24 protein-coding genes are annotated in these 23,871 nt (G+C 38.2%); 9 read left to right on the top strand and 15 right to left on the bottom strand.

The annotated features are described in order from the left end of the window. The first annotated feature begins 12 nt into the window (after positions 1 to 12). Complete coding sequence (locus AC07VK_RS12240) at positions 13 to 1,359, top strand: DUF58 domain-containing protein (RefSeq protein WP_492960766.1); 1,347 nt, start codon at positions 13 to 15, stop codon at positions 1,357 to 1,359. 86 nt (positions 1,360 to 1,445) lie between these two features. On the opposite strand, the gene AC07VK_RS12235 is transcribed toward AC07VK_RS12240, so the two are convergent. The 5 genes from AC07VK_RS12235 to AC07VK_RS12215 form a co-directional block, all read right to left on the bottom strand. Further along, positions 1,446 to 2,009: an REP-associated tyrosine transposase gene (locus AC07VK_RS12235; RefSeq protein WP_492960764.1), complete on the bottom strand. Its 564-nt coding sequence runs from the start codon at positions 2,007 to 2,009 to the stop codon at positions 1,446 to 1,448. A gap of 126 nt (positions 2,010 to 2,135) precedes the next feature. Beyond that, complete coding sequence (locus AC07VK_RS12230) at positions 2,136 to 3,194, bottom strand: nucleoid-associated protein (protein WP_131528988.1); 1,059 nt, start codon at positions 3,192 to 3,194, stop codon at positions 2,136 to 2,138. Positions 3,195 to 3,256: 62 nt separating this feature from the next. Beyond that, entirely contained in the window at positions 3,257 to 3,739 is a 483-nt protein-coding gene (locus AC07VK_RS12225; RefSeq protein WP_492960762.1) for a MarR family transcriptional regulator, read from the bottom strand. Then, positions 3,739 to 4,242, bottom strand: a complete 504-nt coding sequence (locus tag AC07VK_RS12220; RefSeq protein ID WP_492960760.1) for a GNAT family N-acetyltransferase — start codon at positions 4,240 to 4,242, stop codon at positions 3,739 to 3,741. Before AC07VK_RS12220 ends, AC07VK_RS12225 begins: the two co-directional genes overlap by 1 nt. Before the next feature lie 103 nt (positions 4,243 to 4,345). Continuing rightward, on the bottom strand, positions 4,346 to 4,918 hold the full coding sequence (locus AC07VK_RS12215; protein ID WP_492960758.1) for a TlpA family protein disulfide reductase: 573 nt from the start codon (positions 4,916 to 4,918) through the stop codon (positions 4,346 to 4,348). A gap of 633 nt (positions 4,919 to 5,551) precedes the next feature. On the opposite strand from AC07VK_RS12215, the gene AC07VK_RS12210 reads away from it, so the two are divergent. After that, positions 5,552 to 7,864, top strand: coding sequence for a TonB-dependent receptor (locus AC07VK_RS12210; protein ID WP_492960756.1), 2,313 nt, complete (start codon positions 5,552 to 5,554; stop codon positions 7,862 to 7,864). 250 nt (positions 7,865 to 8,114) lie between these two features. On the opposite strand, the gene AC07VK_RS12205 is transcribed toward AC07VK_RS12210, so the two are convergent. From AC07VK_RS12205 to AC07VK_RS12195, 3 genes are all read right to left on the bottom strand, one after another. Further along, the gene (locus AC07VK_RS12205; RefSeq protein WP_492960754.1) at positions 8,115 to 9,194 is read right to left on the bottom strand and encodes an NADH:flavin oxidoreductase/NADH oxidase; all 1,080 of its coding nucleotides are present in this window, start codon (positions 9,192 to 9,194) and stop codon (positions 8,115 to 8,117) included. A 105-nt stretch (positions 9,195 to 9,299) separates the two neighbouring features. Further along, positions 9,300 to 10,289, bottom strand: a complete 990-nt coding sequence (locus AC07VK_RS12200; RefSeq protein WP_492952394.1) for an aldo/keto reductase — start codon at positions 10,287 to 10,289, stop codon at positions 9,300 to 9,302. A gap of 2 nt (positions 10,290 to 10,291) precedes the next feature. After that, positions 10,292 to 10,687 (bottom strand): DoxX family protein, encoded by a 396-nt coding sequence (locus AC07VK_RS12195; RefSeq protein ID WP_057931607.1) that lies wholly within the window; start codon positions 10,685 to 10,687, stop codon positions 10,292 to 10,294. Positions 10,688 to 10,918: 231 nt separating this feature from the next. On the opposite strand from AC07VK_RS12195, the gene AC07VK_RS12190 reads away from it, so the two are divergent. The 5 genes from AC07VK_RS12190 to AC07VK_RS12170 all read left to right on the top strand — a co-directional run bounded on the left by AC07VK_RS12190 (position 10,919) and on the right by AC07VK_RS12170 (position 14,899). Then, a complete protein-coding gene (locus AC07VK_RS12190) occupies positions 10,919 to 11,746 on the top strand; it encodes an ABC transporter ATP-binding protein (RefSeq protein WP_492960752.1) in 828 nt (275 codons plus the stop codon). Positions 11,747 to 11,749: 3 nt separating this feature from the next. Beyond that, positions 11,750 to 12,547, top strand: a complete 798-nt coding sequence (locus AC07VK_RS12185) for a hypothetical protein (protein WP_492952392.1) — start codon at positions 11,750 to 11,752, stop codon at positions 12,545 to 12,547. 1 nt (position 12,548) lies between these two features. Further along, positions 12,549 to 12,923, top strand: a complete 375-nt coding sequence (locus AC07VK_RS12180) for a GntR family transcriptional regulator (RefSeq protein WP_492952391.1) — start codon at positions 12,549 to 12,551, stop codon at positions 12,921 to 12,923. 3 nt (positions 12,924 to 12,926) lie between these two features. Then, positions 12,927 to 13,784, top strand: a complete 858-nt coding sequence (locus AC07VK_RS12175) for a hypothetical protein (RefSeq protein ID WP_492960750.1) — start codon at positions 12,927 to 12,929, stop codon at positions 13,782 to 13,784. Positions 13,785 to 13,912: 128 nt separating this feature from the next. Beyond that, positions 13,913 to 14,899, top strand: a complete 987-nt coding sequence (locus AC07VK_RS12170) for an alpha/beta fold hydrolase (protein ID WP_492960748.1) — start codon at positions 13,913 to 13,915, stop codon at positions 14,897 to 14,899. Between the two features lie 127 nt (positions 14,900 to 15,026). Here AC07VK_RS12170 and AC07VK_RS12165 read toward each other — a convergent pair whose 3' ends face one another. Genes AC07VK_RS12165 through AC07VK_RS12155 form a run of 3 tightly spaced genes read right to left on the bottom strand, consistent with a single transcriptional unit; the run spans position 15,027 to position 17,784 of the window. Continuing rightward, complete coding sequence (locus AC07VK_RS12165) at positions 15,027 to 15,917, bottom strand: DUF6263 family protein (RefSeq protein ID WP_492960746.1); 891 nt, start codon at positions 15,915 to 15,917, stop codon at positions 15,027 to 15,029. Positions 15,918 to 15,933: 16 nt separating this feature from the next. Then, on the bottom strand, positions 15,934 to 16,707 hold the full coding sequence (locus tag AC07VK_RS12160; RefSeq protein WP_492960744.1) for a M90 family metallopeptidase: 774 nt from the start codon (positions 16,705 to 16,707) through the stop codon (positions 15,934 to 15,936). Positions 16,708 to 16,758: 51 nt separating this feature from the next. Further along, a complete protein-coding gene (locus AC07VK_RS12155; RefSeq protein ID WP_492952386.1) occupies positions 16,759 to 17,784 on the bottom strand; it encodes a Gfo/Idh/MocA family oxidoreductase in 1,026 nt (341 codons plus the stop codon). Between the two features lie 105 nt (positions 17,785 to 17,889). On the opposite strand from AC07VK_RS12155, the gene AC07VK_RS12150 reads away from it, so the two are divergent. Then, a complete protein-coding gene (locus AC07VK_RS12150) occupies positions 17,890 to 18,234 on the top strand; it encodes a hypothetical protein (protein WP_131028267.1) in 345 nt (114 codons plus the stop codon). A 615-nt stretch (positions 18,235 to 18,849) separates the two neighbouring features. Here AC07VK_RS12150 and AC07VK_RS12145 read toward each other — a convergent pair. The 4 genes from AC07VK_RS12145 to AC07VK_RS12130 form a co-directional block, all read right to left on the bottom strand. Further along, complete coding sequence (locus AC07VK_RS12145; RefSeq protein WP_029274435.1) at positions 18,850 to 19,527, bottom strand: YiaD family glycine zipper/OmpA-like lipoprotein; 678 nt, start codon at positions 19,525 to 19,527, stop codon at positions 18,850 to 18,852. Between the two features lie 176 nt (positions 19,528 to 19,703). Continuing rightward, the gene (locus AC07VK_RS12140; RefSeq protein ID WP_492960742.1) at positions 19,704 to 20,396 is read right to left on the bottom strand and encodes an ABC transporter ATP-binding protein; all 693 of its coding nucleotides are present in this window, start codon (positions 20,394 to 20,396) and stop codon (positions 19,704 to 19,706) included. Between the two features lie 2 nt (positions 20,397 to 20,398). Next, positions 20,399 to 21,871 (bottom strand): DUF5687 family protein, encoded by a 1,473-nt coding sequence (locus tag AC07VK_RS12135; RefSeq protein WP_492960740.1) that lies wholly within the window; start codon positions 21,869 to 21,871, stop codon positions 20,399 to 20,401. Between the two features lie 66 nt (positions 21,872 to 21,937). Continuing rightward, on the bottom strand, positions 21,938 to 23,218 hold the full coding sequence (locus tag AC07VK_RS12130; RefSeq protein ID WP_492952384.1) for a replication-associated recombination protein A: 1,281 nt from the start codon (positions 23,216 to 23,218) through the stop codon (positions 21,938 to 21,940). Between the two features lie 115 nt (positions 23,219 to 23,333). Between AC07VK_RS12130 and AC07VK_RS12125 the strand changes: the two genes are divergently transcribed. Further along, positions 23,334 to 23,714, top strand: a complete 381-nt coding sequence (locus AC07VK_RS12125; protein WP_492960738.1) for a VOC family protein — start codon at positions 23,334 to 23,336, stop codon at positions 23,712 to 23,714. The last annotated feature ends 157 nt before the right edge of the window (positions 23,715 to 23,871 follow it).

Below are 23,871 nucleotides of genomic sequence, written 5' to 3'. Positions count from 1 at the left end.
GATTAAACAACATTGAAAAAATTCTTTCAGCAATATTATAACAATCTATTCCTAAGCGATCGCTTATTTGCAGCTTTAGGCCTCTGCATTGTGCTTTTTTTGTTGAAGTTCTTTTTTGCCTGGCTGGGCGATATCCCTGAAATTGCCACTGGCGCCGTATTTGTTTTATTTTTTATCGATATTTTTATTCTGTACCGAAATACCCAGGGGATTGATGCCAAAAGAATTACCCCGAAACGTTTAAGTAATGGCGATGAAAATCCGATACAAATCGAAATCAGGAATAGTTATAGTTTTGGGGTAAATGCCAGGGTGATTGATGAAGTACCTTTTCAGTTTCAACTCCGGGATAAAGATTTTAAGCTTCACCTAAAATCTACTGAAATAAAATCGATCCACTACAACCTGCGACCAACGAAACGTGGTGAATATGATTTTGGCTTTATTAGAACCTACATCAGTTCACCTCTGGGCTTAATTAACCGCCGTTATAATTTTGATGGCGCCAAGATACTACCTGTTTTTCCTTCTTTTATTAATCTTGGTCAATACGAATTGATGGCCGCCTCGCGCTATTTAACAGAATTTGGGATTAAAAAAATCAGGAAAGTTGGACAAAGCAGCGAATTTGACCAGATTAAAAATTATGTGGGTGGCGACGATATCCGTACCATTAACTGGAAAGCTACCGCCAGGAAAGGTGGTTTAATGGTGAATACCTATACAGACGAAAAGTCTCAGAATATTTATTGCGTTATTGATAAATCGCGTGTAATGCGCATGCCTTTTGAAGGATTGAGCTTACTCGATTACGCCATAAATGCTACCGTTGCACTCTCGAAAGTAGCCATGCTGAAGGAAGATAAAGCCGGTTTAATAACCATATCCGAAAATATAGGATCAATCGTACCTGCAGACCGTAAAGCTTCGCAGCTTGGCAGTATTATGAACGTACTTTATAAAGAAAAAACAAGATACCTGGAGAGTAATTTAGAGGCATTGTATGCTGCGGTACGATCAGTAGTGAAACAAAGGGGGCTTTTGGTTTTCTTTACCAACTTTGAAAGTTTATCTGCCCTGCAAAGGCAATTACCCTATTTAAAAAGGATTGCCAAATATCACCTACTGGTGGTTGTATTTTTCGAAAATACGGAGCTAAAAGAATTAAGTACAGCACCAGCTAAAGACGTAGAAGGCATTTATCATAAAACCATTGCCGAGAAATTTATCTACGAGAAAAAACTAATGGTTAAGGAACTCAACAAACATGGTATATTAGCCATCCTTACCCCTCCCCAAAAACTTACAGTTAATGTAATTAACCAGTATTTGGCGTTAAAGGCACAACAGCGAATTTAGTCATGAGTCCTTAGTCTGTAGTCCAAAGTCGGACTCATGACTGAAGACTTAATCCTCGGTCTGTGTCCTCACAGACCGAAATAAAATTAAAGGAGATTCCTATAATCAGTTAAAAATCCAAAATTGTCCGTACCAGTTTCGTAAAAGCTGGCAGAAGACCATTCATAATCTTCTGGTTGTTCACTTAGTTGCCATTGCACTTGTAAAGGATTATAATGTATATAATCTATTTTTTGCTCAAGTTTATCCTGCGTATCCAAAAGAATAGCTAAGGGATCACGCTGCCATAAACGAAAATTTCTTTCGCCATCAGATACTTTAAAATATGGCAATGCATCTGGATAATTAAGTTTTAAATCCTGAAAAATTTGATGAGAAGTGTACTTGTTAAAACTTGCATTAGGCATTTCTTTTCCATTAGTTTCAATCATTTGCCATATTAAATGTAAATGATTTGGCATAATCACAAAAGCATAAACGATAATTTTCTTTCTTTTTACAAGCACCCTTAAGGTATCGATTAATAGGGCTTTGTACTTGATTTGAGAAAATATATGTTTCCAATCTTTAACCGTATCCGTCCAAAAATATGTTTCATTCAAAAGCATTTTTGAGTTGCGATCTTGCTTGAAAATATTTTTGTTTTCCATTATTAAAAATAGAAAATAAAATTCAGTTTCTGTCTGTGGGGACACAGACCGAGGAAAAAGATTTAGTCCTTAGTCTGTAGTCCAAAGCCGACTCATGACTACAGACTAAGGACTCAGGACTAAAACCTACTCCTCTTCCCTAAAATACACCTTGTAAAAGTTCATCGATTTATCATCGTCGTAACCTTTTTCGATCATGTCTTTATTGCCATGAATATAGATGTGGAAGTTTTTATCCAGCTTTAATACGCTTTTATAGGCACGGGCCTGTTTTTTAACAGCAGATTCGGCGATTTCAAAGTTATCAGCTATCGGACTTTCGTACTCTTGCTCGTAATTCTTCTTATAGTTTTTGAATGATTCAATCCCTTCGGCATTACCAATTACTTCATTGCCGAATTCCTCAATATCAAAGGTTTCTTTTTCTTTGAAATACTTCATCGAGCGGTTTAAGAGATCGATTTTATCTGCTTTGCTGATTTCGTAATCATCATCAAGCTTCTGCGTAACGAAGTTTTTGTAAACCCCTAAAACATTATTGGTTTGGTTATAACTGTCATTCCTGATTTTAAGCTTCAAGAATTCATCTTTCCAATAAACAGCAGAATCGTTACTGCTTTTCGATTGATCCAACACCACAACTTTGTAGCCTTCTTCTTTATCAACATTAAAAATCAGGCAGCCTTTATCCAATTTATTAATACTGATGGCTTCTTGCTCGTAACTTACATTAAAGCCATCCTGCTCAGGATAAACTTTTAAGTAGGTATCTTTCGTTTCGGATTTAAAAACGCCAACAACATCCAATTGCTCGCCTTCTATCTGCACCTTTTCGAAATAAGCCACATACAGCTCGCCAGATTTAATTTTTGGGTGGTTGGCTACATCGTATAAATGTTTGGCCAGTTGTTGCGAATCTTCATGAAAAAGTTCATTGTTCTCAAAAATTTCATGAACAAAATGAAATACTTCATTTAATTCTAAATTATCGTTGGGGTGATAAAACCGGTAGACTTCATTTACCTTTTCGAAAGGTTTTAAGAAATACTGCATCAACAGGTTTCCCAACACTTCATCATCAATTTTTAGCGGAGCATCAGATAATTTATAATACTCTTCAAGCAGTTTATTGCCTGTATGGTGGATAGAAAGTTGCTTAAGTGAAGCCTCGAAAAATGAAATCATGGGGGCAAAAATAGTAAAATCATTGGTTAACCCCACTCAAATTCACTCACTCAATTATTCTCTCATTTCTTAATATAAGCCTCTGCTCTTTCTAAAAAGCTTTTTTCCTTTAACGATGCCTCCACCTCATTTATCGCCTTCATTAAGTTGTTTTGAGTGTTCGTAATTTCTGCTGTAGCTTTAATAATTACGTCCCAAACAGGCTCCATGTTAGAAAGAAGTGCTGTACCCTTTTCTGTGAGTTCAACCAAACGCTTACGGGTATCTACTTTATCTTTTTTAGACCGGATCAGTTTCTCCTTCTCCAATTCTTTTAACAAACTGATGGTAGAAGGATGTGCATAACCAATTTCATCCGACAACGAAACCACATTCATGGTCGATTTTTTATACAAAGTATACAACACAGGGAACCATTTGGGTTGAAAATCAATTCCGAATGCTTTATAAATCAACAGGCCATCTTTACGGATCTGATCGCTCAGCCTTTGCAAACGGGTAGAAATGGCCAATAAACCAGAAGCATCAATTACATTTTGTTCCATTAAAGAGATTTTAAATCCAGGCTATAAAAAACGTTGTCTACAGCCATCCGAGGGAAATAAAGCGGCAAATCTCCCATTGCAACTGGTTTAAATCCGTTACGTTCATAAAAACGGCAGGCTGCCTGCAATATATCCTTGGTACCCAAATATACTTCATTCAATTTATTATCATTGCAATAGGTCAACAAGGTTTTTAATAAGGCCTGCGCAACGCCCAGCTCCTTCCCGCGGAATTCCTTTTTAACAAACATTTTTCTGATTGCCCCCGATTGATATTCAGGTACAGCAATTAAAGCAATAGTCCCAATCAATTCACCATTTACTATGGCACCCCAAAAAGCGCCGCCTGAGCCATCGTAATTTTTTTCTATATCCAACAAATCTGGCTGTGCTGCCAGGTCTATATCTACATTAAATTCTATTTGTTGAATGGGCAGAATTAACCCAATAATCGCTTCACAGAAGTGATTATCTAACCGTTCAATTTTAAAGTCGTTTTGCATCGCTTAATATTATCAAACAAATATATGTAGTTAACTACATATATGCAAAATGCAAATATCACTTGAACCTCAAATTTTTTGAAGGCTTTGGTATTGGAGAAAGTTATTTTGTGTTCTTTAACTTATTGAGGAAATCAACAATCTTTTTATCTGCATAATTGGCCACGCCTTCATGCCTGAAAGACAATCTGCCCTGTTTATCAAAAATAACTGTTGTTGGTAAAGCGCCAGCAAATACTTTTTCAGGAATTTCGCTTTCTACTTTATAAACTGGCATTGCATATTTACGGTCGGCCATGAACTTGCCCGATTTCACAAAATCGCCATCTGCATCTGCAAAAATGAAAACAACATTTTTATCATCCTTAAACTGGGTATACAATTTATTGATCGAAGGCATTTCAGCTCTGCACGGCGGGCACCAGGTTGCCCAAAAATTAAGAAAAATAATCTTACCTTTTAAATCGCCCAAATCTATCAGATTTCCTTTTATATCCTTAAACAGGATACCTTTAAGGCTGGCAGAAGCTTTATCGGGCATTTCGATCCTAGGCTTATAAAAACCAATTTCCATTAATCCCCTAATTAAAAATGCTTTTGCATCAGGTACAAAAACGATTATCAAAAGGACAATGATAAATAATGCGTTGAATATATTTTTTCTGATAAACTTCACTAATTGTTCGTTTTACTTATCGTTAATAGTAAAGAAATGGGCTTGCAATTGGTACTTCAATAATTAATTAGAAGATTCATACCCTTCTTACGTTAAACCATCGATTAAATCGAAGGTCATAACACTATAAATACAATGTTACTTTGTAAATATATATAATTGCTTAGGAATTACTACTTTTGGCCTGTTGAAAAAGCATAGACAAAACATTAAAAAATATCTATCGGCATTTATGCTGATCGTATTTGCTATTGCTTTAACTCCGTGGAGTGTTCTTCACCACCACAATACTCTTCCGGTTGTGGAGAAAGAGGTCAACTGTAAACATGTTAGCCACGTGCAGGCCCACGGCGATACCTGTTTAATCTGTAATGCTAGTTTTGAAAAAAATTATGTGCAAACGCACCACATCTACAGAATCTTCTTATCAGCCAAAATTTTTAGCCGAACCGAAGCGACCTTAAAGAATGCCTTTACCGAAATAAAGCGTACTTGCCTCCGCGGCCCCCCATTAGCATAATTTTTTCTTTTCAAGCACATCCGTGCTTAATCAAATTATTTATATGAGAAACTAAAACTAGCTTCGTTACGCTATTGCTTTGGTTTTTCTATCATTTTTATTTACTACAACACATGAAAAAATTACAGCTTATTGGCTTAGTAATTCTATATACATTATTAAGCAGCACCGTTTTTGCTGCCGCTTTAAAGAATATAAAAGGTAAGGTTATTGATGCCAGCACCAAACAAACGTTGCCAGGCGCAACCATTTTTATCCCTGATTTAAAAGTTTCGGCGGTAACCAACAATGACGGAGAATTTACGTTGAATAATCTTCCTTCAAAAGGAAGTTACCTGGTTGAGGTACATTATGTAGGCTATAAAACCGCTACGCAGGTGGTAAACTTTGCCAACGCAACTGAATTAGCGTTTTCTTTACAACCTACTGCAATAGAAACAAAGGAAATTGTAATTACCGGAAGTCTGATCAGCAGTACCAGCAAAAGAAATAGTGCTTCCTCTGCAGTAATTGGCAAAGATCAGCTTTTACAGCCTTCAACCAATTTAATTGATGCCTTAACTAAAATACCTGGTGTATCGCAGATTACCACTGGTCCATCTATTTCTAAGCCTGTAATCAGGGGCTTGGGCTACAACAGAATTGTAACCCTAGATGATGGGATAAAACAACAAGGTCAGCAATGGGGCGATGAGCATGGTATTGAAATCGATCAGTTTAAATCAGACCGCGTTGAAGTTTTACGTGGCGCAGCATCGTTAATGTACGGTTCTGATGCACTCGGCGGTGTAATTAACCTATTAGAGCCAAGTACCGCACCAGAAGGGCAGATTAAAGGTGAATTTATTACCAATTATTCTACAAACAATGGCCTTACTGCTAACTCATTAATGTTAAATGGTAACGAAAACGGGTTTGTTTGGAGAGCCCGTGGAACGTATAAAAATGCTTACTCTTTTAAAACACCAACAGGCTACTTCCCTAATTCAGGCTTTAACGAAACCGATTTAAGTGGTATGGTAGGTTTAAATAAAAGCTGGGGTTATACCCACTTAAATGTTTCGAACTTTCATAACAATATTGGTTTTTATGAGCCAACTTTAGATGACAATGGAAATTTTGTAAAAGAAGATGGTAGTGCTTTTACCAATGATGATTATAAAAACCGTACTTTAGAATACCCTCGTCAGGATATCCGACACTTTAAAATTGCCTTAAATAACAATTTCATTATCGGTAACGGTAATTTGAAAGCCGATTTTGGCTATCAACAAAACCAACGTCGCGAGTTAGATGGACCAGACCCAGCCTTATTCTTCGATCTTAAAACCTACAATGCAGACCTGAAATACTACATACACGAAACCAATGGATGGCAGCCTGTTTTTGGTGTAAGTGTAGACGATGCACATAGCCAAAATAAAGGAACAGAATTTTTAATTCCAGCTTATGATACTTTTGGTTTAGGTGTTTTTGCTTTTGCCAAGAAAAACTGGGAGAACAATACATTTAGCATCGGTGCACGTTATGATTTTAGAAAAAACAACGGAAAACAATTGTTTGATGACGGAGAAGAGCTTTTTGCACCTTTCAAAAATAAGTTTTCCAATGTAAGTGGCGCATTGGGGTTTACCCATCAGTTTAATGAAGAGCTAAATTTCAAAGCCAATGCAGGTTCTGCGTTCCGTGCGCCAAACCCGGCAGAATTAGGCTCGAACGGCGTACACGAAGGAACATTTAGATATGAAATCGGTAACTCCGGCTTAAGTCCTGAGCGCAGTTACCAGGTAGATGCAGCTTTAGAATATGAGGGAAAATTTGTAAGTGCAAGTGCAAGTGTTTATAACAACTATATCCACAATTATATTTACGCTTCCAACAATGGCGAACAAAGAGAAGCTGACGGTACACTTTATGATGTTTACCGTTACGGACAGGTAAACGCGAATCTTTACGGTGCTGAAGCAAGCTTAACCATCCACCCGGTTCCGTTTATCCACTTCGAGAATACCTTTGGATATGTTCATGCACAGAATAACACTTTAAACAGACCACTTTCATTTATTCCCGCAGGAACTTTGAGAAACGAGTTGCGTTTCGAGCCTAAACTTAAAGGAACAAATGATGCTTATCTTTCTGTAGGCATCAACTCGGCATTTAAACAAACGCGTGTGGATGATGTTTTCGAAACGCCAACCAGTGGTTATACGCTATTAAACGCGGGTATTGGTGCTACATTTAATTTAGGCAAACAGCCAATCAAACTATCTGTTTCGGCCAATAACTTGTTAGATCAGAAATATTATGATGCTTTAAGTAGATTTAAACCAGGCCGTTTTGATCAGGAGAATCCTAATTTAGGTGTTTACAATACCGGTAGAAATATCACTTTCGGATTGTATGTTCCTTTTACGCTGGTAAAATAAAACTCACGGACACCATTTACAGACAAAAAGCGGGGTTGATCAATAAGATCACTCCGCTTTTTGTTTAAGTATATCTAAGATTAATCGTCATTTCGCTATCGTCGACGGATTCCAATAGAAAGGTCGTCATTTCGAGCGAAGTATAACGGAGCCGAGAAATCTGCATAGACAGATCTCTCCCCCGAATGTTCGGGACTGCGCTTCAGTCAAGATGACGCCCAATTTATTTGAGGTTGCTATCCAAACCCAATTATTTCTTAAATGTTTCTCTTTTAGCCCTAACGTACTGGTTTGGCCATTCGGTATCATCGCCAAGCACTTGCGCCGCATGTGTAGGGAAATAAGGATCACGTAACGATTCGCGGGCAATAAAAATTAAATCGGCTTTGCCTTGCTCTAAAATTTCTTCCGCCTGCTTTGCCTCTACAATTACGCCTACTGCACCTGTATAAATACCAATTTCGTTCCTGATCTTATCAGCAAAAGGAACCTGATAATTTGGTCCAGCAGGGATAAAAGCATCAGGCACATTTCCTCCCGACGAAGCATCGATTAAATCTACTCCACGATCTTTTAAAACCGCAACTAATTGTAGCGAATCATGCTCGTTCCAACCACCTTCCGTCCAGTCCGTTGCAGAAATGCGAACAAATAAAGGCAAGTTCTCTGGCCATACCGATTGTACGGCTTCAACCACATCAATTACCAAACGAATACGGTTTTCGAAACTTCCACCGTAAACATCTGTACGTTTATTGCTCAGCGGACTAAAAAACTGATGCAGTAAATAACCGTGTGCAGCATGTATTTCTACAACTTTATAGCCTGCAGCCAATGCACGTTTAGCGGCTGCCCGGAAAGCAAAAACAATATCCTGAATCTCTGCTATCGTTAATTCATGTGGCTCCACCTGTCCTTGCTTAAAAGAAATTGGAGATGGTGCAACTGGTTTCCAGCTGTTTTCACCTGAGGCTAGCTGCTCACCTCCATTCCAAGGCACCTCACAGCTGGCTTTTCTACCTGCGTGCGCCAGTTGAATGCCTGCAATTGCTCCATTATCATGGATAAACGAAACAATCTGTTTTAATTTGGCTACATGTTCATCTTTCCAGATGCCCAGATCGGCATAGGTAATTCTTCCATCGGCAGTTACTGCAGAGGCTTCCTGGATAATTAAACCTGCACCACCAACGGCACGGCTTCCTAAATGCACCAAATGCCAATCGGTTGCAAAACCATCAACTGCAGAATACTGGCACATTGGCGAAATAACAATTCTATTTTTTAAGGTCACATCCTTTATGGTTAAAGGCGAAAATAATTTAGACATATCTTGTTAGTTTTACCGCAAAGGACGCAATGTTTTTCGCAAAGAAATCAAAGACCTTAACCTCTGTGTTCTTTGCGTATTCCTTCTTTTCTATGCGGTTGAAATTTAAAAACCAGCGTTCTTTAATGCTGTATTGATAAGCTGAATTTCTTCAGCATTTAATTTTACGTTCATTGCTTCTGCATTTTGTGCAGCTTGCTTTTCATTCCTTGCGCCAACCAAAGCAATGGTAATGCCTGGGCGTTCAACCGTCCAACGCAAAACCAATTGAGATAGGGTAGCTTTTTTCTCATCGGCCAAAGGTTTTATTTTAGCCAAAAATGAATTTGTTTTTTCGATACTTTCTGGTGTGAAAAATTTATTCCCTTGACGGTGATCACCTTCTTCGAATTTATAATCGGCGGTCATTTTTCCGGTTAACAAACCGCGCTCCATCGGACTATAAGCCAAAACCGATTTATTTTTTTCGATGCAATATGGAACAGTTTCCTCCTCAACACCGCGGTTTACCATGCTAAATGGAATCTGGTTAGAAATAATTTCTAGCGTTTGATCTGCCTCTTTTAATTGTGCTATATTATAATTGCATACGCCCGCATAACGCACTTTACCCTGCTCAATTAACTTGTTCACCGCTTCGAAAGTTTCGCTTATCGGTGTGGTTATATCTGGCCAGTGGATCTGGTAAAGATCAATATAATCGGTGCCCAGGCGTTTCAAAGATTGTTCGCATTCATAAATTACACTTTCTTTTCCGGCATATTTATAAATATCGATCTCTTTTCCGTCGTTGTTTTTACTCTTAAAGCCGAAATCGCCTTTGGCCAGATCCCAACGCATCCCAAATTTGGTTACCAATTGTAATTTATCGCGCGAGATGCCTTTTATCGCATCGCCCACAATTTCTTCACTATCGCCCTGACCATATATTGGAGCGGTATCGATTGATGTAACCCCTAAATCGTAACCTGCTTTAATTGCATTAATCGCATCGTTTCTATCTGTACTTCCCCACATCCATCCGCCGGCTGCCCAGGCCCCAAAAGTGATTACTGAAAGTTCCAAATCTGAATTTCCAATTTTTCTGTATTCCATAATTATTTTTTAATGATTTTATCAACCGCATAGCTGTTATGCGGCAAGTAAGCGAGTAGTACCGACAAAAATGCCACATGGACGAGTTGAGAAGGTAGTGCCTCCCAATTCTCAATTATTGTTGTTCCGAAAATAAGCGCTAAAGAAATTACTCCCGCAAATAATAATCCTTGCCTTGTAAATAATCCTAATATAATCATTAGCCCCGCTATAAATTCAGCAAATGGCAAAATATAACTGAAGGGAATGACCAATGCATCCGGTAAATACGATTTTGAAAATTGCCCTACCATCCAATGGCTAAAACCTGAAAGTTTTGGTAAACGTACCAAACCATGTCCGAAAAAACTTAAACCAATTGCCAAGCGGCTAAGTAAATATGCCCATTTTGTATCCATACTGTATCGATATACTACAAACATACAATCTCCACATTAAGGATGTTTTAATGCAACGATTATTAAACTGATATTTTACCTCCCCGTGGCGGAGCAAAGGGCGGAGCGCGTGGAGCGATAGGCATGAAAACACCAAGCGTTATTCGCTTAGCGCCATTTTTTTTTCAAAATAATTTGGAGCATATCAAAATAGATCATACATTAGTGTATTATTTAACTAATACAGTAGATATGATCAACATTAACAATCTTAATTTTGGCTACAGCAAGCATAAGCCATTATTTAAAAATATGAGCATGCGGTTAAGCAATGGTCATATTTACGGTTTGCTTGGAAAAAATGGAGCAGGTAAATCCACCTTGCTAAAAAACCTGGCCGGCTTGGTACATGCACAGAGTGGTACATTGGATGTAATGGGCTTTAATCCTGCAAAAAGACAGCCAGCACTGTTAGCGCAGATCTGTTTTATACCAGAAGAGTTTTATTTGCCTCCGGTTAAAATAGATGCCTATTTAAAAGCCAACGCTCCATTTTACAAAAATTTCGATCATCAGTATTTTACCGATCTGATTAAGGAATTTGATATTCCGGTTGAACAGAAGCTCATTAATATGAGTTATGGCCAAAAGAAAAAAGTAATTATCGCCTTCGGATTGGCTACGCAAGCCAAACTAGTGATTATGGATGAGCCTACCAATGGTTTAGACATTCCTTCTAAAGCACAGTTTAGAAAAATTATGGCTTCTGCTATGACAGATGAACGTTGCATCATCATCTCCACCCACCAGGTCAGAGATTTGGACAATTTGATCGACACGGTGATTATGCTTGACGAAAATGACGTTGCACTTAAAGCTTCAGTAGAAGAAATTACGGCCAAGTTAACCTTCAAGAAAGTTAAAGAACTCGATGACAGCATCATCTATGCCGAGGCATCACTTTCTGGCTATAATGCCGTTATGCCGAACTATCACCAGGAAGAAAGCAAATTAGATATGGAACTTCTTTTTAATGCCATACTTACCGAAAAAATCAAATTTAAACCTTTATTCAGTTAAGCAATGAACAATACCTTTAATATCAATCGATTTGGCTTATTGCTTAAAAGACAATGGCTTGAGTTTGGAAAAATCTATTTAATCAGTTTTGGTGTATTAATTGGGGTTTTGGCTTTATTTTATGCCATAAACTTAACTGATAATAATCTACAACACCTTTCATCCAACACTTTAAATTTTAGATACCCCCTTTTCCTGATCACAGGACTTTTATTTGTAAGCATTATAGCAAACAGTTATTTTATGCATCTAGGACAAAAACCGAAAGCAATTATTAACATTTTGGTTCCGGCATCAGGTGTTGAAAAATTTTTAAGCGCCATATTTTACACCTTAATTATTGCAATCCCTACTTATCTTCTGTGCTTCTATCTGATCGATCTTGCTTTTGTTTCATCTATTAGGGCAACACATACACTAATAGCAAGCTACACCGATTACCAGGGCAAAAAAGTAGTTATAGATAATTTAGCTTATTTTTTCTCAACTACAACGGTTAAAGAGTTTTATCAGTTTTATTATGTGCCATTCCTGATCAATGCTGTTTTCCTATTAGGTTCTATCTTTTTCCAGAACTTCCATTACATTAAAACGGCTATATCCGTAATGGCATTTGTGGTGCTCTGGGTGACCTCCATAATATTTGTAATGAACAGATTAACTGACAATACCGTTTGGGTTGGTGGCCCATACTGGCAAGATAAGAACAACGTCTCTCTTGTAATGAGCCTAATAGGCATATTTTTAACCTTGGCATTATGGTTCATCTCATTTATACGTTTAAAAGAAAAGGAGGCCTGAAATGGAATTTAACAATAACAAGGCCATTTACCTGCAGATAGCTGAATACGTTTGTGAGCAGATATTGTTGGGCAAATGGAAGACCGAAGATAAAATACCCTCTGTAAGGGAAATGGCAGTAGAACTGGAAGTAAACCCCAATACAGTAATGCGTACCTACGAATTGTTACAGGGCAAAAACATCCTGAACAATAAAAGAGGGATTGGTTTTTTTCTGGCTGATAATACCATCGATCAGGTAAAACAATACCGGAAAACCAGCTTCATCGAAGATGAACTGCCAAACTTATTTAGAAATCTCTATCTGTTGGAAATTGATTTCGACGAGTTAAAATCCCGTTATCAAACTTTCATATCACAAAACTTTAATGCCTAAAAGATGAAAACAAGCAATAAATTATTAATAGGATTGGCAATTGCACTACTGATCATTCCACTAACGGTTATGATCTTGATTGCCAAAGTAAACCGGATCGACAATAAAACCTATAACAAAATGTTGATGGGAGCCGAGACAACAGATGGTGCAGCAGGTCGGTATATCAAAAAATATCCTGTCCAGGCATTTCAAAATGTGGTAATTAATGGCTCAGAATCATCTTATCTTAATATAAAAATAATTGCCAATGATAAGTTTTTGTTTAAAGCAACAAACGATCTTGCTCCTTATATTGAATATAAGGTAGATAAAGATGGGAAACTTCATATATCCTTAAAGGCAGAACGCAATTACCAGCATGGAACACTGCTGATTTTTTCCCCAAACTTAAAAGGAATTACTTTTAACAATGTATCGATTGATGCGTTATCGGCTAATACTGATAGCTTAAATGTAGAGATCACAAGAGGTATAAACTTCAGGTTTGGTGAGGGTATGAAAATCAAAAATTTGAGCTTGACCAAGAAAACTACATATGATCCACAATATATAGTGATTCCTGAGATTACCATCGAAGATGCAAAAATCGAAAATATTCGGGCAGACATCAATTCGGGGTATTTAACTGTGAATAACACGCCGCTCCGGAATGTTGATCTAAAAGTGAAGGATGCAAAAGCTGAATTTAAAAATGAAGAAAATAAGAATATTGGCCCAATAGAAACACTCTCGCTAAATAGTATAGGTAAGAACGATGTCAATTTTCAGCACATCAGGATTAACACAGCGAAAGGAAATCTTTCTGACGAAACTACAATTCAGATTCCTACTGTTAATTTAAAACAATTGATCAAATAAAGTTTAGTGTGATTAAGACCACATATATATTGTGATTTTGCAAAAAGGGCATGATTTTTAAGCTAACTAATTGGCAAAAGTTTAACTTGGGCCAATTAGCTTTTTAGTTTTTTACATCATTACCAATCATGAAGAAATATTTTCTTTTATTTGCCCTCAGCCTGTTCGTTTTTAGCCATGTACATGCACAAAAAATAGACACCCTATCTATCACCCTTGATAACGTTAAATACCCATATCCGGTTAAATATTTTCCTATCCACACCGAAGGGCAAGATATTAAAATGGCTTATATGGATGTTGCACCAACCGCAGCAGCCAATGGAAAAACAGCCATCCTTTTCCATGGGAAAAATTTTGGAGGTTATTACTGGGGCAATGTAATTAAAGCACTTACAAATATTGGTTACCGGGTTATCGTACCTGATCAAATTGGTTTTGGTAAATCTTCTAAAGCATTTATCCATTACAGTTTCCACCAAATGGCTAGCTGGAATAAACGACTTCTAGATACGCTAGGCGTTCAAAAGACCGTAGTTTTAGGTCATAGTATGGGCGGTATGCTGGCTACACGTTTTGCTTTGATGTATCCGGAAACAACTGAAAAACTTTTACTCGAAAATCCAATCGGATTAGAAGATTATAAAACTTTCATTCCTTATGTCACTACTGCTCAACAGTACCAAACAGAACTTAAAACAACAGCTGAGAGCGTACGAAAGTATTACCAGGGCTCCTACTTTACCTATTGGAAACCTGAATACGAGTACCTGGTGAGTATTGCCGGAGGCGTAACCAATAGCTCCGACTACCCGCGCTGGGCTAAAGTTGCCGCGTTAACTTATACCATGATTTATGAACAACCTGTGGTATACGAATTTCAGAATTTAAAGGTCCCCACTGTTTTGTTTATTGGTAAAGAAGATAAAACCATTGTGGGCAAAGGGCTGCTTACGCCAGATCAACAGGCATTACATGGGCAGTATAAACTTTTAGGAAAGCAGACTGCAGCCAAAATTATCGGTGCTAAAATTATCGAATTTGATGCCTGCGGCCATATTCCGCATATCGAAATCCCGACGGAATTTCTGGTAGCGTTAACTGGTAGTTTGTAATACGAAAGAAGTCAAATCAAAAAAGATGTCATCCTGAGCTTGTCGAAGGAAAATCTTTTTTGATTTCTTTTAAGAATAACGGTCTTCGACCGGCTCAGACTGACAGCAGAAATAGCGAACTTAATTTCTAATTAACCTCTTTTCCTGCAATTTTATTGATGCCCTGCATGTCGAAATCGATGTCCTGCCCCATCGATTTCATTTTACCATACAGCTCAACACGGAGGTGGCTATTAAGCACAATTCCCGTTTTCATATCAAGTGAAGTTTCTCCCGAGTTGGTTCCTTGTAAATCAGTTTCCATTTTGTTGCCCATCACTTCAAAATTTCCTTTTGAGACCAATGTTCCTTTTACGCTCAAAATAGCAATACCCTCTTTCACTTCCTTCAATGTGTATTGTGTAATCGTTTCAATGGGCATACTCAGCTGCATTTTGGTATCAACGGTCCAGCTGTCGCCTATTTTAACCGGTTTATCGGGGTAAATTTTAAACGATGATTCCATGGTTTGTTTCACCACCTCATTACTAAATTGTTTACTTAAAGCGTTTTTAATCTGTTTAACCTGACTGGTATCTTTAGTCATCCTGGCTGCCATATTATCGAGCATTTTATCTATGCCAGCAACTGTTTTAATCCCACCATTTGGGCTTACTGTCATATAAAAAGAAGCACCCTTAAAACCACTAAAAGGATTCTTTTTGGTACTATCCTGATCATCTGAACTATAGCTCATGGTGTTGCCCATTGCTACAGATTTAATGAAAATCTTATTATAGGTAACTTTTACATCCTTTTCGCCACTATGGCCTTCGGTAATATCAAAAGTATAGTCCGTTCCAATGCTTTGGGTTAAGTGTACATCCCGGCCAGCAATTTTCTGATTAATAATCTGTTCGGAAGCGATTGTAAAATCGTACTTATAGCCCGTTGGATAATTTTGTCTTAGCACATAGGTTTTCTGCGCAAAGGCGCTTATAGAGACTAAACTCCAGATAACTGTTGCAAATATTTTCATTAGTGGATTGATCATTTTAACCTGCAGGCTGTTGCGCAAAAATGCGGCTTAACTGAAAATATAATTCTGGATGTTTATCCCTTAGCTGCTCTGGTTTTTCAAAGAAATATTCAGAAACTACAGCAAAAAATTCGGCCTGATTGGTGATCGCGTATGGATTAATATCCGATTTATTGTCTCCAATTTTCTCCATTTCTTCATGCATCATTTTAATCCAGGGCAGAGTATATTCATGTGCAATTAAATTCTCCGGCACCCCATCTGTTGCGCCGTCAGATTTATCTAAAAGGTGTACAAATTCATGTATAGCCGTATTTTCTTTCCCTGCACTTTTAGAAAAACCATGTCGCAAGGCCGAACGCGATAAAATCATCTGTCCATTCATATAGCCTGTACCTACCATACCCATAATGTTCCTTTCGCCACCTTCAAACTGAAAATCTTTATTAAAAGTATCCGGATACAACAAAACGCTGGTTAAGTTTTTGTATTGCCAGTCGTCAAAACCGAAAATCGGGATCACGGCACTTGAAGCAATCAGCAATTCGTCTAATGTTGTCATTTCTAAACCCACCCCTTCGATCTTAACCGTGCTGAAAAATGCGGCCACTTTCTGCTCAAACCTTAGCTTATCGGTCGAATCGAGATTATGGTAATACCCTACATAATCATCCAGTATCTTTTTGTCTACATCCGTTAAAGGATCAATAGCCACCTTCTTTTTTTTAAGGATAAGATAAAGGGCAATTAGAAAAATAGGAATTAAGTAGGCAAGTGGAAGCGAGTTCATAAATGGGATTACACAGATTAGGGGATTACACAGATTGGATGATGATTTATATTAGCTTTCGATAATTTCTAATTGGGTCAAAACATCCTCGCGTGTAACCGGATATGGTTTATTGTTGTTTATTGCTTGATAAACGGCTTCGAAAAGCGGCAAATAACTTCCTACTTCTGATGGAATCGTCTCCTCGGTTTTATGGCCTTCAGCATCAATAGTTGTTAATAAACCATCTTTACTTGCGGGCTCAACACCATAGCCCGGATCGGTTAATTTCATACCCGCCAGCAATTGTTCTTCCTGAATATCTGTTCTTTGTTTAATAAAGCTTCCATTTACGCCATGTAAAACAAACCCCGCCTGCGGATTTACCACCAACATACTCGCCGTAACAAAAACTTGCAGACTATTTGGATAACTCAGTTGGATCGAGAAATAATCATCGACCAAAGTACCTACCCTATTTTTACCCAGAATTTTATGGTAACTTAATGGTTTGCCAAACAGACTGATTACCTGGTCTAACAAGTGTGGACCTAAATCGTATAAAAGTCCGCTGGCCGCTATCGGGTTTTCTTTAAATGCCTTTGGGCCAATTACATTACGGTAGCGATCGTAACGCATATGAACTTCAACCAGCTTACCCAGTTTACCACTTTCAATTACCTTTTTCACCGCGATAAAATCACTGTCCCAACGGCGGTTCTGGTAGAAAAAGATTTGTTTCCCTACACTATCGGCGAGTTCAAAAAGTTCTTTTGCCTGTACAGCCGTTGCTGTAAACGGTTTTTCAACCAGAATATGTTTATGTTTGATTAATGCCGCTTTAGCATGTTCATAATGCAGGTTATTAGGGGTATTAATAACTACCAATTCTATTTCCTCATCATTCAAAAGTTCATCAACACTGTTGTAACTTGTAATATTTGGGTAATTATTAACTGCTTTTTTTTGACTGCGCTCTACTATAGCCTTTAAATTGAATCCACTATGTGCCTGTAAAAAGGGAGCATGAAAAACTTGCCCCGACATGCCATAAGCTAATAAACCCGCATTAACTGTCTTATTGATATTCGTATCCATAGGTTATAAATGTAGCTAAAAATACAATTACGATTCAAGCTTTAATGTTAAAACCGCAAAGCTTTTACTTAGGCCTTACACCTTTTTACCTTATCTTTGCAAGATATGAAGCCATCGGAGATTAATGCCAAGTGGAAAGTTTTACAGGAAAAAATTTCAAAGGAATTTGATTCGGATTTTCCTGATTTAAAAGTAATGCTTTTTCTAATTGGCGTTCAGGAATTGGGCAAAGGACCAAAGAAATACAGTAAACGCCAAAAAGAGGAACTGATGCACATTGCTACCTGCCGTTTATTGAGCGAAATGGGCTTTTATGAGCTTGAGGGCTTAGATCAGGACGGCTGGCCCCATTGGAAGTTAATAAAAGCAATACCTCCCTATACCATGCTCGAGCAGGAAATGCTGATGAAATCGCTCGTGGTAAGTTATTTCGAAGATATTTATTCGTAAATTCTATCGTGCTGTCAGATATTAGTATCCGGCATCAATCTACTCCATCAGATGGTAACATCCGACGGCACAATATCTTACCGTGGTGTTGGATGTTGCCATCCGACACGATCTATTTATAGGTTTTGGAAAGCAAGGCCATTCACATCTATTTAAGTTTAGTCGGGCTTTTCGCTATATCTTCCAATCCGATGAAGAATCGGGATTGGAAGGATGTCGCTTCAATCCCGTTTAGATCATTCAGTTTGTGCAAGTATTTGGGGTTGCAGGTGCGCTAGAAAACTTCCGATTTGGCCTCGACCGTAGCCTAAGTGAAACTTCAGAAGTTTGGCCTGCCCAGCACCAAACCCAAGATAACTAAACCTGATAGAAACGGAAAGCCCGTAACGAAGTGGAGGCTTGAAGTGGATAGCAGGGCTTTCGCAACCGATACACACAGGAACCTGATTTTCAAAAAACAGACTAATTCATTAACTAGTGCCAGATGGTAACATCTGGCACCACAACTACCCTACGTTTGATGGCGACATCTGACAACACAAAAAAACCCCAGTGGATGTACACTGGGGCTGCATTTATAATGACCTCATAGGTAGAGGGAAATTGCGTGCAATCTTATCCTTGTTTCTGCGCGGTCGCTTTTAATGCATCGTTAGCAACGATTACAATCTCTACGCGACGGTTAGCTGCACGGCCAGCATCAGTTTCGTTATCTGCAATTGGCTCAGCAAAACCTTTACCAATGGTAACTAACCTTGATGATGGTACACCTTGAGAAACAGCATAAGCTTTAACTGCTGCTGCTCTTCTTTCCGATAGGCCCATGTTATATTGCTCGGTACCGCGGCTATCGGTATGACCGATAATTTTGATATCTGTATCAGGATATTGATTTAATGAAGAAGCTAAACTCTGGATATTTGTTTTAGCTGCATCTTTTAAAGCCGTTTTATCAAAATCGAATAGAATACCACTGTCGAATTTTACAATAATTCCTTCACCTTCACGAATAACTTCTGCGTTAGGAATAGCTTTCTGGATTTCAGCTGCCTGTCTGTCCATTCTACGGCCGATAAAAGCTCCCGCTGTACCGCCAATAGCACCACCAATTAAGGCACCTACTGCTGTATTACCGGCTTTTTTACCGATCAATGCACCAATAACACCGCCAGCTGCAGCACCAATACCAGCTCCTTTTTGTGTTTTAGTTAAACTATCACAACTTTGGAATGCCATCGAACCTACTGCTAACCCTATACTTAATGTTGCTATTCTTACTTTTGAAATACTCATAATAATCTAGATTTATAATTTCTACTCCATATATTCAAACACAATGCCAAAAAGTTATTGAACCGTATTTTCTGTCTGTTTTGCCCAAATTTTACCCTAAATAAAAATTATCAGCACAAAAAAAGAGTCCCGAATAATGGAGACTCTTTGATAATGTATCATTCTTAGTACAAAAACTAAGCGGAGAAATAACTCTCCAACTCTTTCAATGTATTTTCATCTGTTTTAAAATCCTTAATTACCTGCCCTTTTTCAACCAATATGATCCGGTTACAAACGTCGGTAACGTGATTTAAATCGTGACTAGAAATAAAGGTGGTCATGTTGCCTGTTTGCTCTTTCAACAGTTTCTTCAATCGGATCTGCGTAGTTGGATCGAGGTTGGCAAAAGGCTCATCCAAAATTAAAATTTCAGGCTTCTGCATCAGGGCAGCCGCAATTCCTACTTTATTCTGGTTTCCTTTACTAAAATCGCGGATGTACTTTCCACTGTTTAATATTTCCCCATTAAAGAACTCACCGTACTGGCTCAGATAGGCAGAAACATCAGCCACACTTAAGTTATTCAAACTGCCAATAAAAATAAAATACTCCTCAGGGGTTAAATAATCAATCAGAAAACCTTCATCCAAAAATGATGCAGTATAATTCTTCCAGTTATCGTTGTGCATTACATTATCGCCTTTTGATAAAACCTCGCCATTAGTTGGGCGGATCAAATCTAAAAGCATCCGGAAGAAAGTGGTTTTACCAGCGCCGTTATTTCCAACTAAACCAACGGTTTCGCCAGCAGCAATCTGCAGATCTTCGATGTTTACAACGGTTTTATCGCCATAAACTTTTTGTAAATTCTTAACTTCTAAAATCATAATTATTCTCTAAAGCCTTCGGCTATTTTATAACGTTGTAACTCTAATCTTTTTGCAATGTAATTAACCCAAAAGCCCCGCAACAATAACATGGCCAGGCCAAAAACAGATACGGCAAGCAAGCCCCAGTAAGGTTTATTTAATATGCCGAATGGCACATAAATTAATATTGGCGTAAGTGCATAAGGAAACATTAACAGCCATTGGGTAGCGCCGGTACCCTGGTAATTAAAACTTGCGGCCTTGGTAATATCCAGTCTTTTATAGTTTAATGTAGCGAGATAGAGCACCACTACCGTACCAAAACCAATGTTGTATAAATAGGCTGCCAGGTGTAAGAGTAATAGCTTTGGACTTAAAAACCCGTAAAAACTCGCCAATAAGGTAATAATGGTACAGCCAATGGTAAATAGTAGAAATTTAGCCCTGATGTAATCTTTAAAATTGATTTTATTGGCTAATATTCCGTCAAAATGGGCACTTTGCCATGCAAACATAAACTGGCCATAAATAATGATCGAAACACCTGTCATAAAAATAGCACCAAACATCATTTGTCCGAAAGCATCGCGATCTATTGCTTTTTCCTTATAAAAGATAAACCCATAGAAAAGGAAGAAGAAACCAAGAATAACCGAAGAACGGGGGCGTTTATGGCGAAGGATTAATTTCAGCTCTAAAGCTGCCAGTTCGCCCACTTTACCAAAGCGGTTAAGAAAAGCATAATCGGTACTCCCCTTCTTCTCTTGCTTTGTACTTAATTCTTCTACATATAAATTTTTACGCAGGAAATTAGAATTGAAGTAAAAAATAGCAACCGCAGCAATTGTAAAGGCAAAGCCATATAAAGGCTGTGCTGCGATGGCCCTGAATACCACATCAGAACCTGCCATGATCGAAATAACCTTATAATATTCTAAAGCAGCAAAGGCAGCAATAACCACCAGGCCTAAAAAAGTATACAAAGTATTGGTGATTGATTTCCGTTTGATATACAACACCATGTAGTTGTTAAAAATCATGATCGAAAATATCGAAACGATGTACATGATGGTGGTAACTGCACCAAGGCTTGGAGCAATTTTGATAAAACAGAAAGGCAGAAAAATAAAAAATGGCCAAAGGTTAAATGCCGAGAAGAGTGCTTTAACATTTAAAAATTTAATGATCTTACTCTTCTGGATTTTGAGATGCAGGTAAGGAATGATACTTAATGTTGGCAACTCCTGAAACTGCATGCGCATGATAAAATCGAATGCAAAATAATAGAGGATAATTCCGTTGAAGCTTTTAATTACATCTTGATTTGGGAAAAAGTAGGCCAATAAATGAGACATACCTAAGCCAGCTCCAAGTGCCAACGTAAAAAAATACAGCATAAAAAAACCCAAAACAATCTGGCCAGCAATACTACTGCCCCTGTTTCGCGAACGCCAGAAAGATTTTCTTTGATGGCTTAAAAAAGTACTCAGCATATTTAGTTTAGGTGTTTGATTTTAGTCAATATATCTATTAGTATGCATTCAGCAGAAAATGTTACACTAATATTTGTATTTGTCTTTCCAGTTCTGCTTAAGCTTTTCACGCAACTTCTCTTCTGCAGGGTTTTTCCCCGGATCGTAGAGTTTAGTGCCGCTTAATTCTTCCGGAAAATATTCTTGTGGCGAAAAATTGCCTTCATATCCGTGCGAATACTGGTAATCTTTTCCATAACCGATATTTTTCATCAGTTTGGTTGGTGCATTACGGATATGCAAAGGCACGGGCAAATTTCCAGTCTGCTTAACCAAGGCCTGCGCCTTGTTAATGGCTTCGTAAGATGCATTACTTTTAGGCGAACTTGCCAGATAGGTTACACATTGTGATAAAATGATCCGTGCTTCCGGATAGCCAATTACATTTACAGCGGTGAAACAGTTATTGGCCAAAAGCAAGGCATTAGGATTGGCATTACCAATATCTTCTGAAGACAAGATCAGTAACCTACGGGCAATGAACAGCGGATCTTCGCCTCCTTCTATCATACGTGCAAGCCAATAAACGGCAGCATTCGGGTCGCTGCCACGGATGGATTTAATAAAGGCCGAAATGATATCGTAGTGTTGCTCTCCGGCTTTATCGTATAGCGCAAGGTTCTGCTGCGCATGCGCCAGCACATTTTCGTTGGTGAGTACAATTTTATTTCCGCCTATGCCATTAATGGCAATTTCGAGCACATTTAACAATTTCCGTGCATCACCGCCCGATAAACGGATCAGTGCTTCGTGCTCTTTTATGGAAATATTTTTCGCCGAAAGAATACTATCTTTTTTAATGGCTGTTTCCAATAAACCCGCCAGCTCCGTTTCGGTTAAGGATTTTAAAATGTAAACCTGACAGCGGGAAAGTAAAGCGGAGATCACCTCGAAAGATGGATTTTCGGTTGTTGCGCCAATTAAGGTAACCAAGCCTCTTTCTACTGCGCCCAACAAACTATCTTGTTGCGATTTACTAAAACGGTGAATCTCATCAATAAACAGAATGGGAAGGCCTAAAAAACTATCCTTCAGCTGTGCGGCCCTATCGATCACCTCCCGAATATCCTTAACACCACTATTAATGGCGCTTAGGTTAAAAAACGGACGATCTAATGCCTGCGAAATGATATAGGCCAAAGTTGTTTTACCCACACCTGGAGGTCCCCAAAAAATCATGGAGGGGAGCTGACTGCTTTCGATCGCTTTGCGTAAAACCGCACCTTCTCCAACTAAATGCTGTTGCCCAACATATTCATCGAGATTTTGAGGGCGCATACGTTCGGCTAAGGGGGGCAGGTTTTGCATAATGGTAAATATATAAAAATTGAGTATTTTGTTTGTCGATAATTTACTAACCAAATATTGAAAGCATAACTGTTTTAAAACAAAAGGACGAATGCTTTAGTTCTAATTTATTACTATGGACATTAAAAACTTAGATCACCTTGTACTAACGGTTGCCAATTTAGAAAGCACCTGCAGGTTTTACAGCCTTGCCCTGGGAATGGAAATTATTGAATTTGGCGAAAATAGAAAAGCCTTGAAATTTGGGAATCAGAAAATTAACCTGCACCAATATGGAAGTGAGTTTGAACCAAAAGCTTTCAAACCTATGCCCGGAACAGCCGATCTATGTTTTATTACCGATCTCCCTTTACGCGAAGTGATGCAGGAACTTAAAGAAAAATGCATTGAAATTGAGGAAGGTCCTGTAGAACGCAACGGCGCCAATGGGAAAATTACCTCTATTTACCTCCGCGACCCGGATATGAATTTAATTGAGGTGAGTAATTATTTGTAAACGCCTCGCAAAGATTTTTGCCACGGAAACACGGATTGACACAGAGGTGTTATTTAATCATGATAGGCATATAGAAAAAGCGTCATCTCCTTTGGTTTATCCAACTGATTTTCTTCTTCCAAATAGTATTACAAGAAGAAAGCTTGGTAAGCGTTTA

It is taken from the genome of Pedobacter sp. GW821-FHT01D05 (assembly GCF_059422505.1).
Note: the sequence above shows the minus strand (reverse complement) of the source record. Positions and strands in the feature narration are given on the sequence as shown.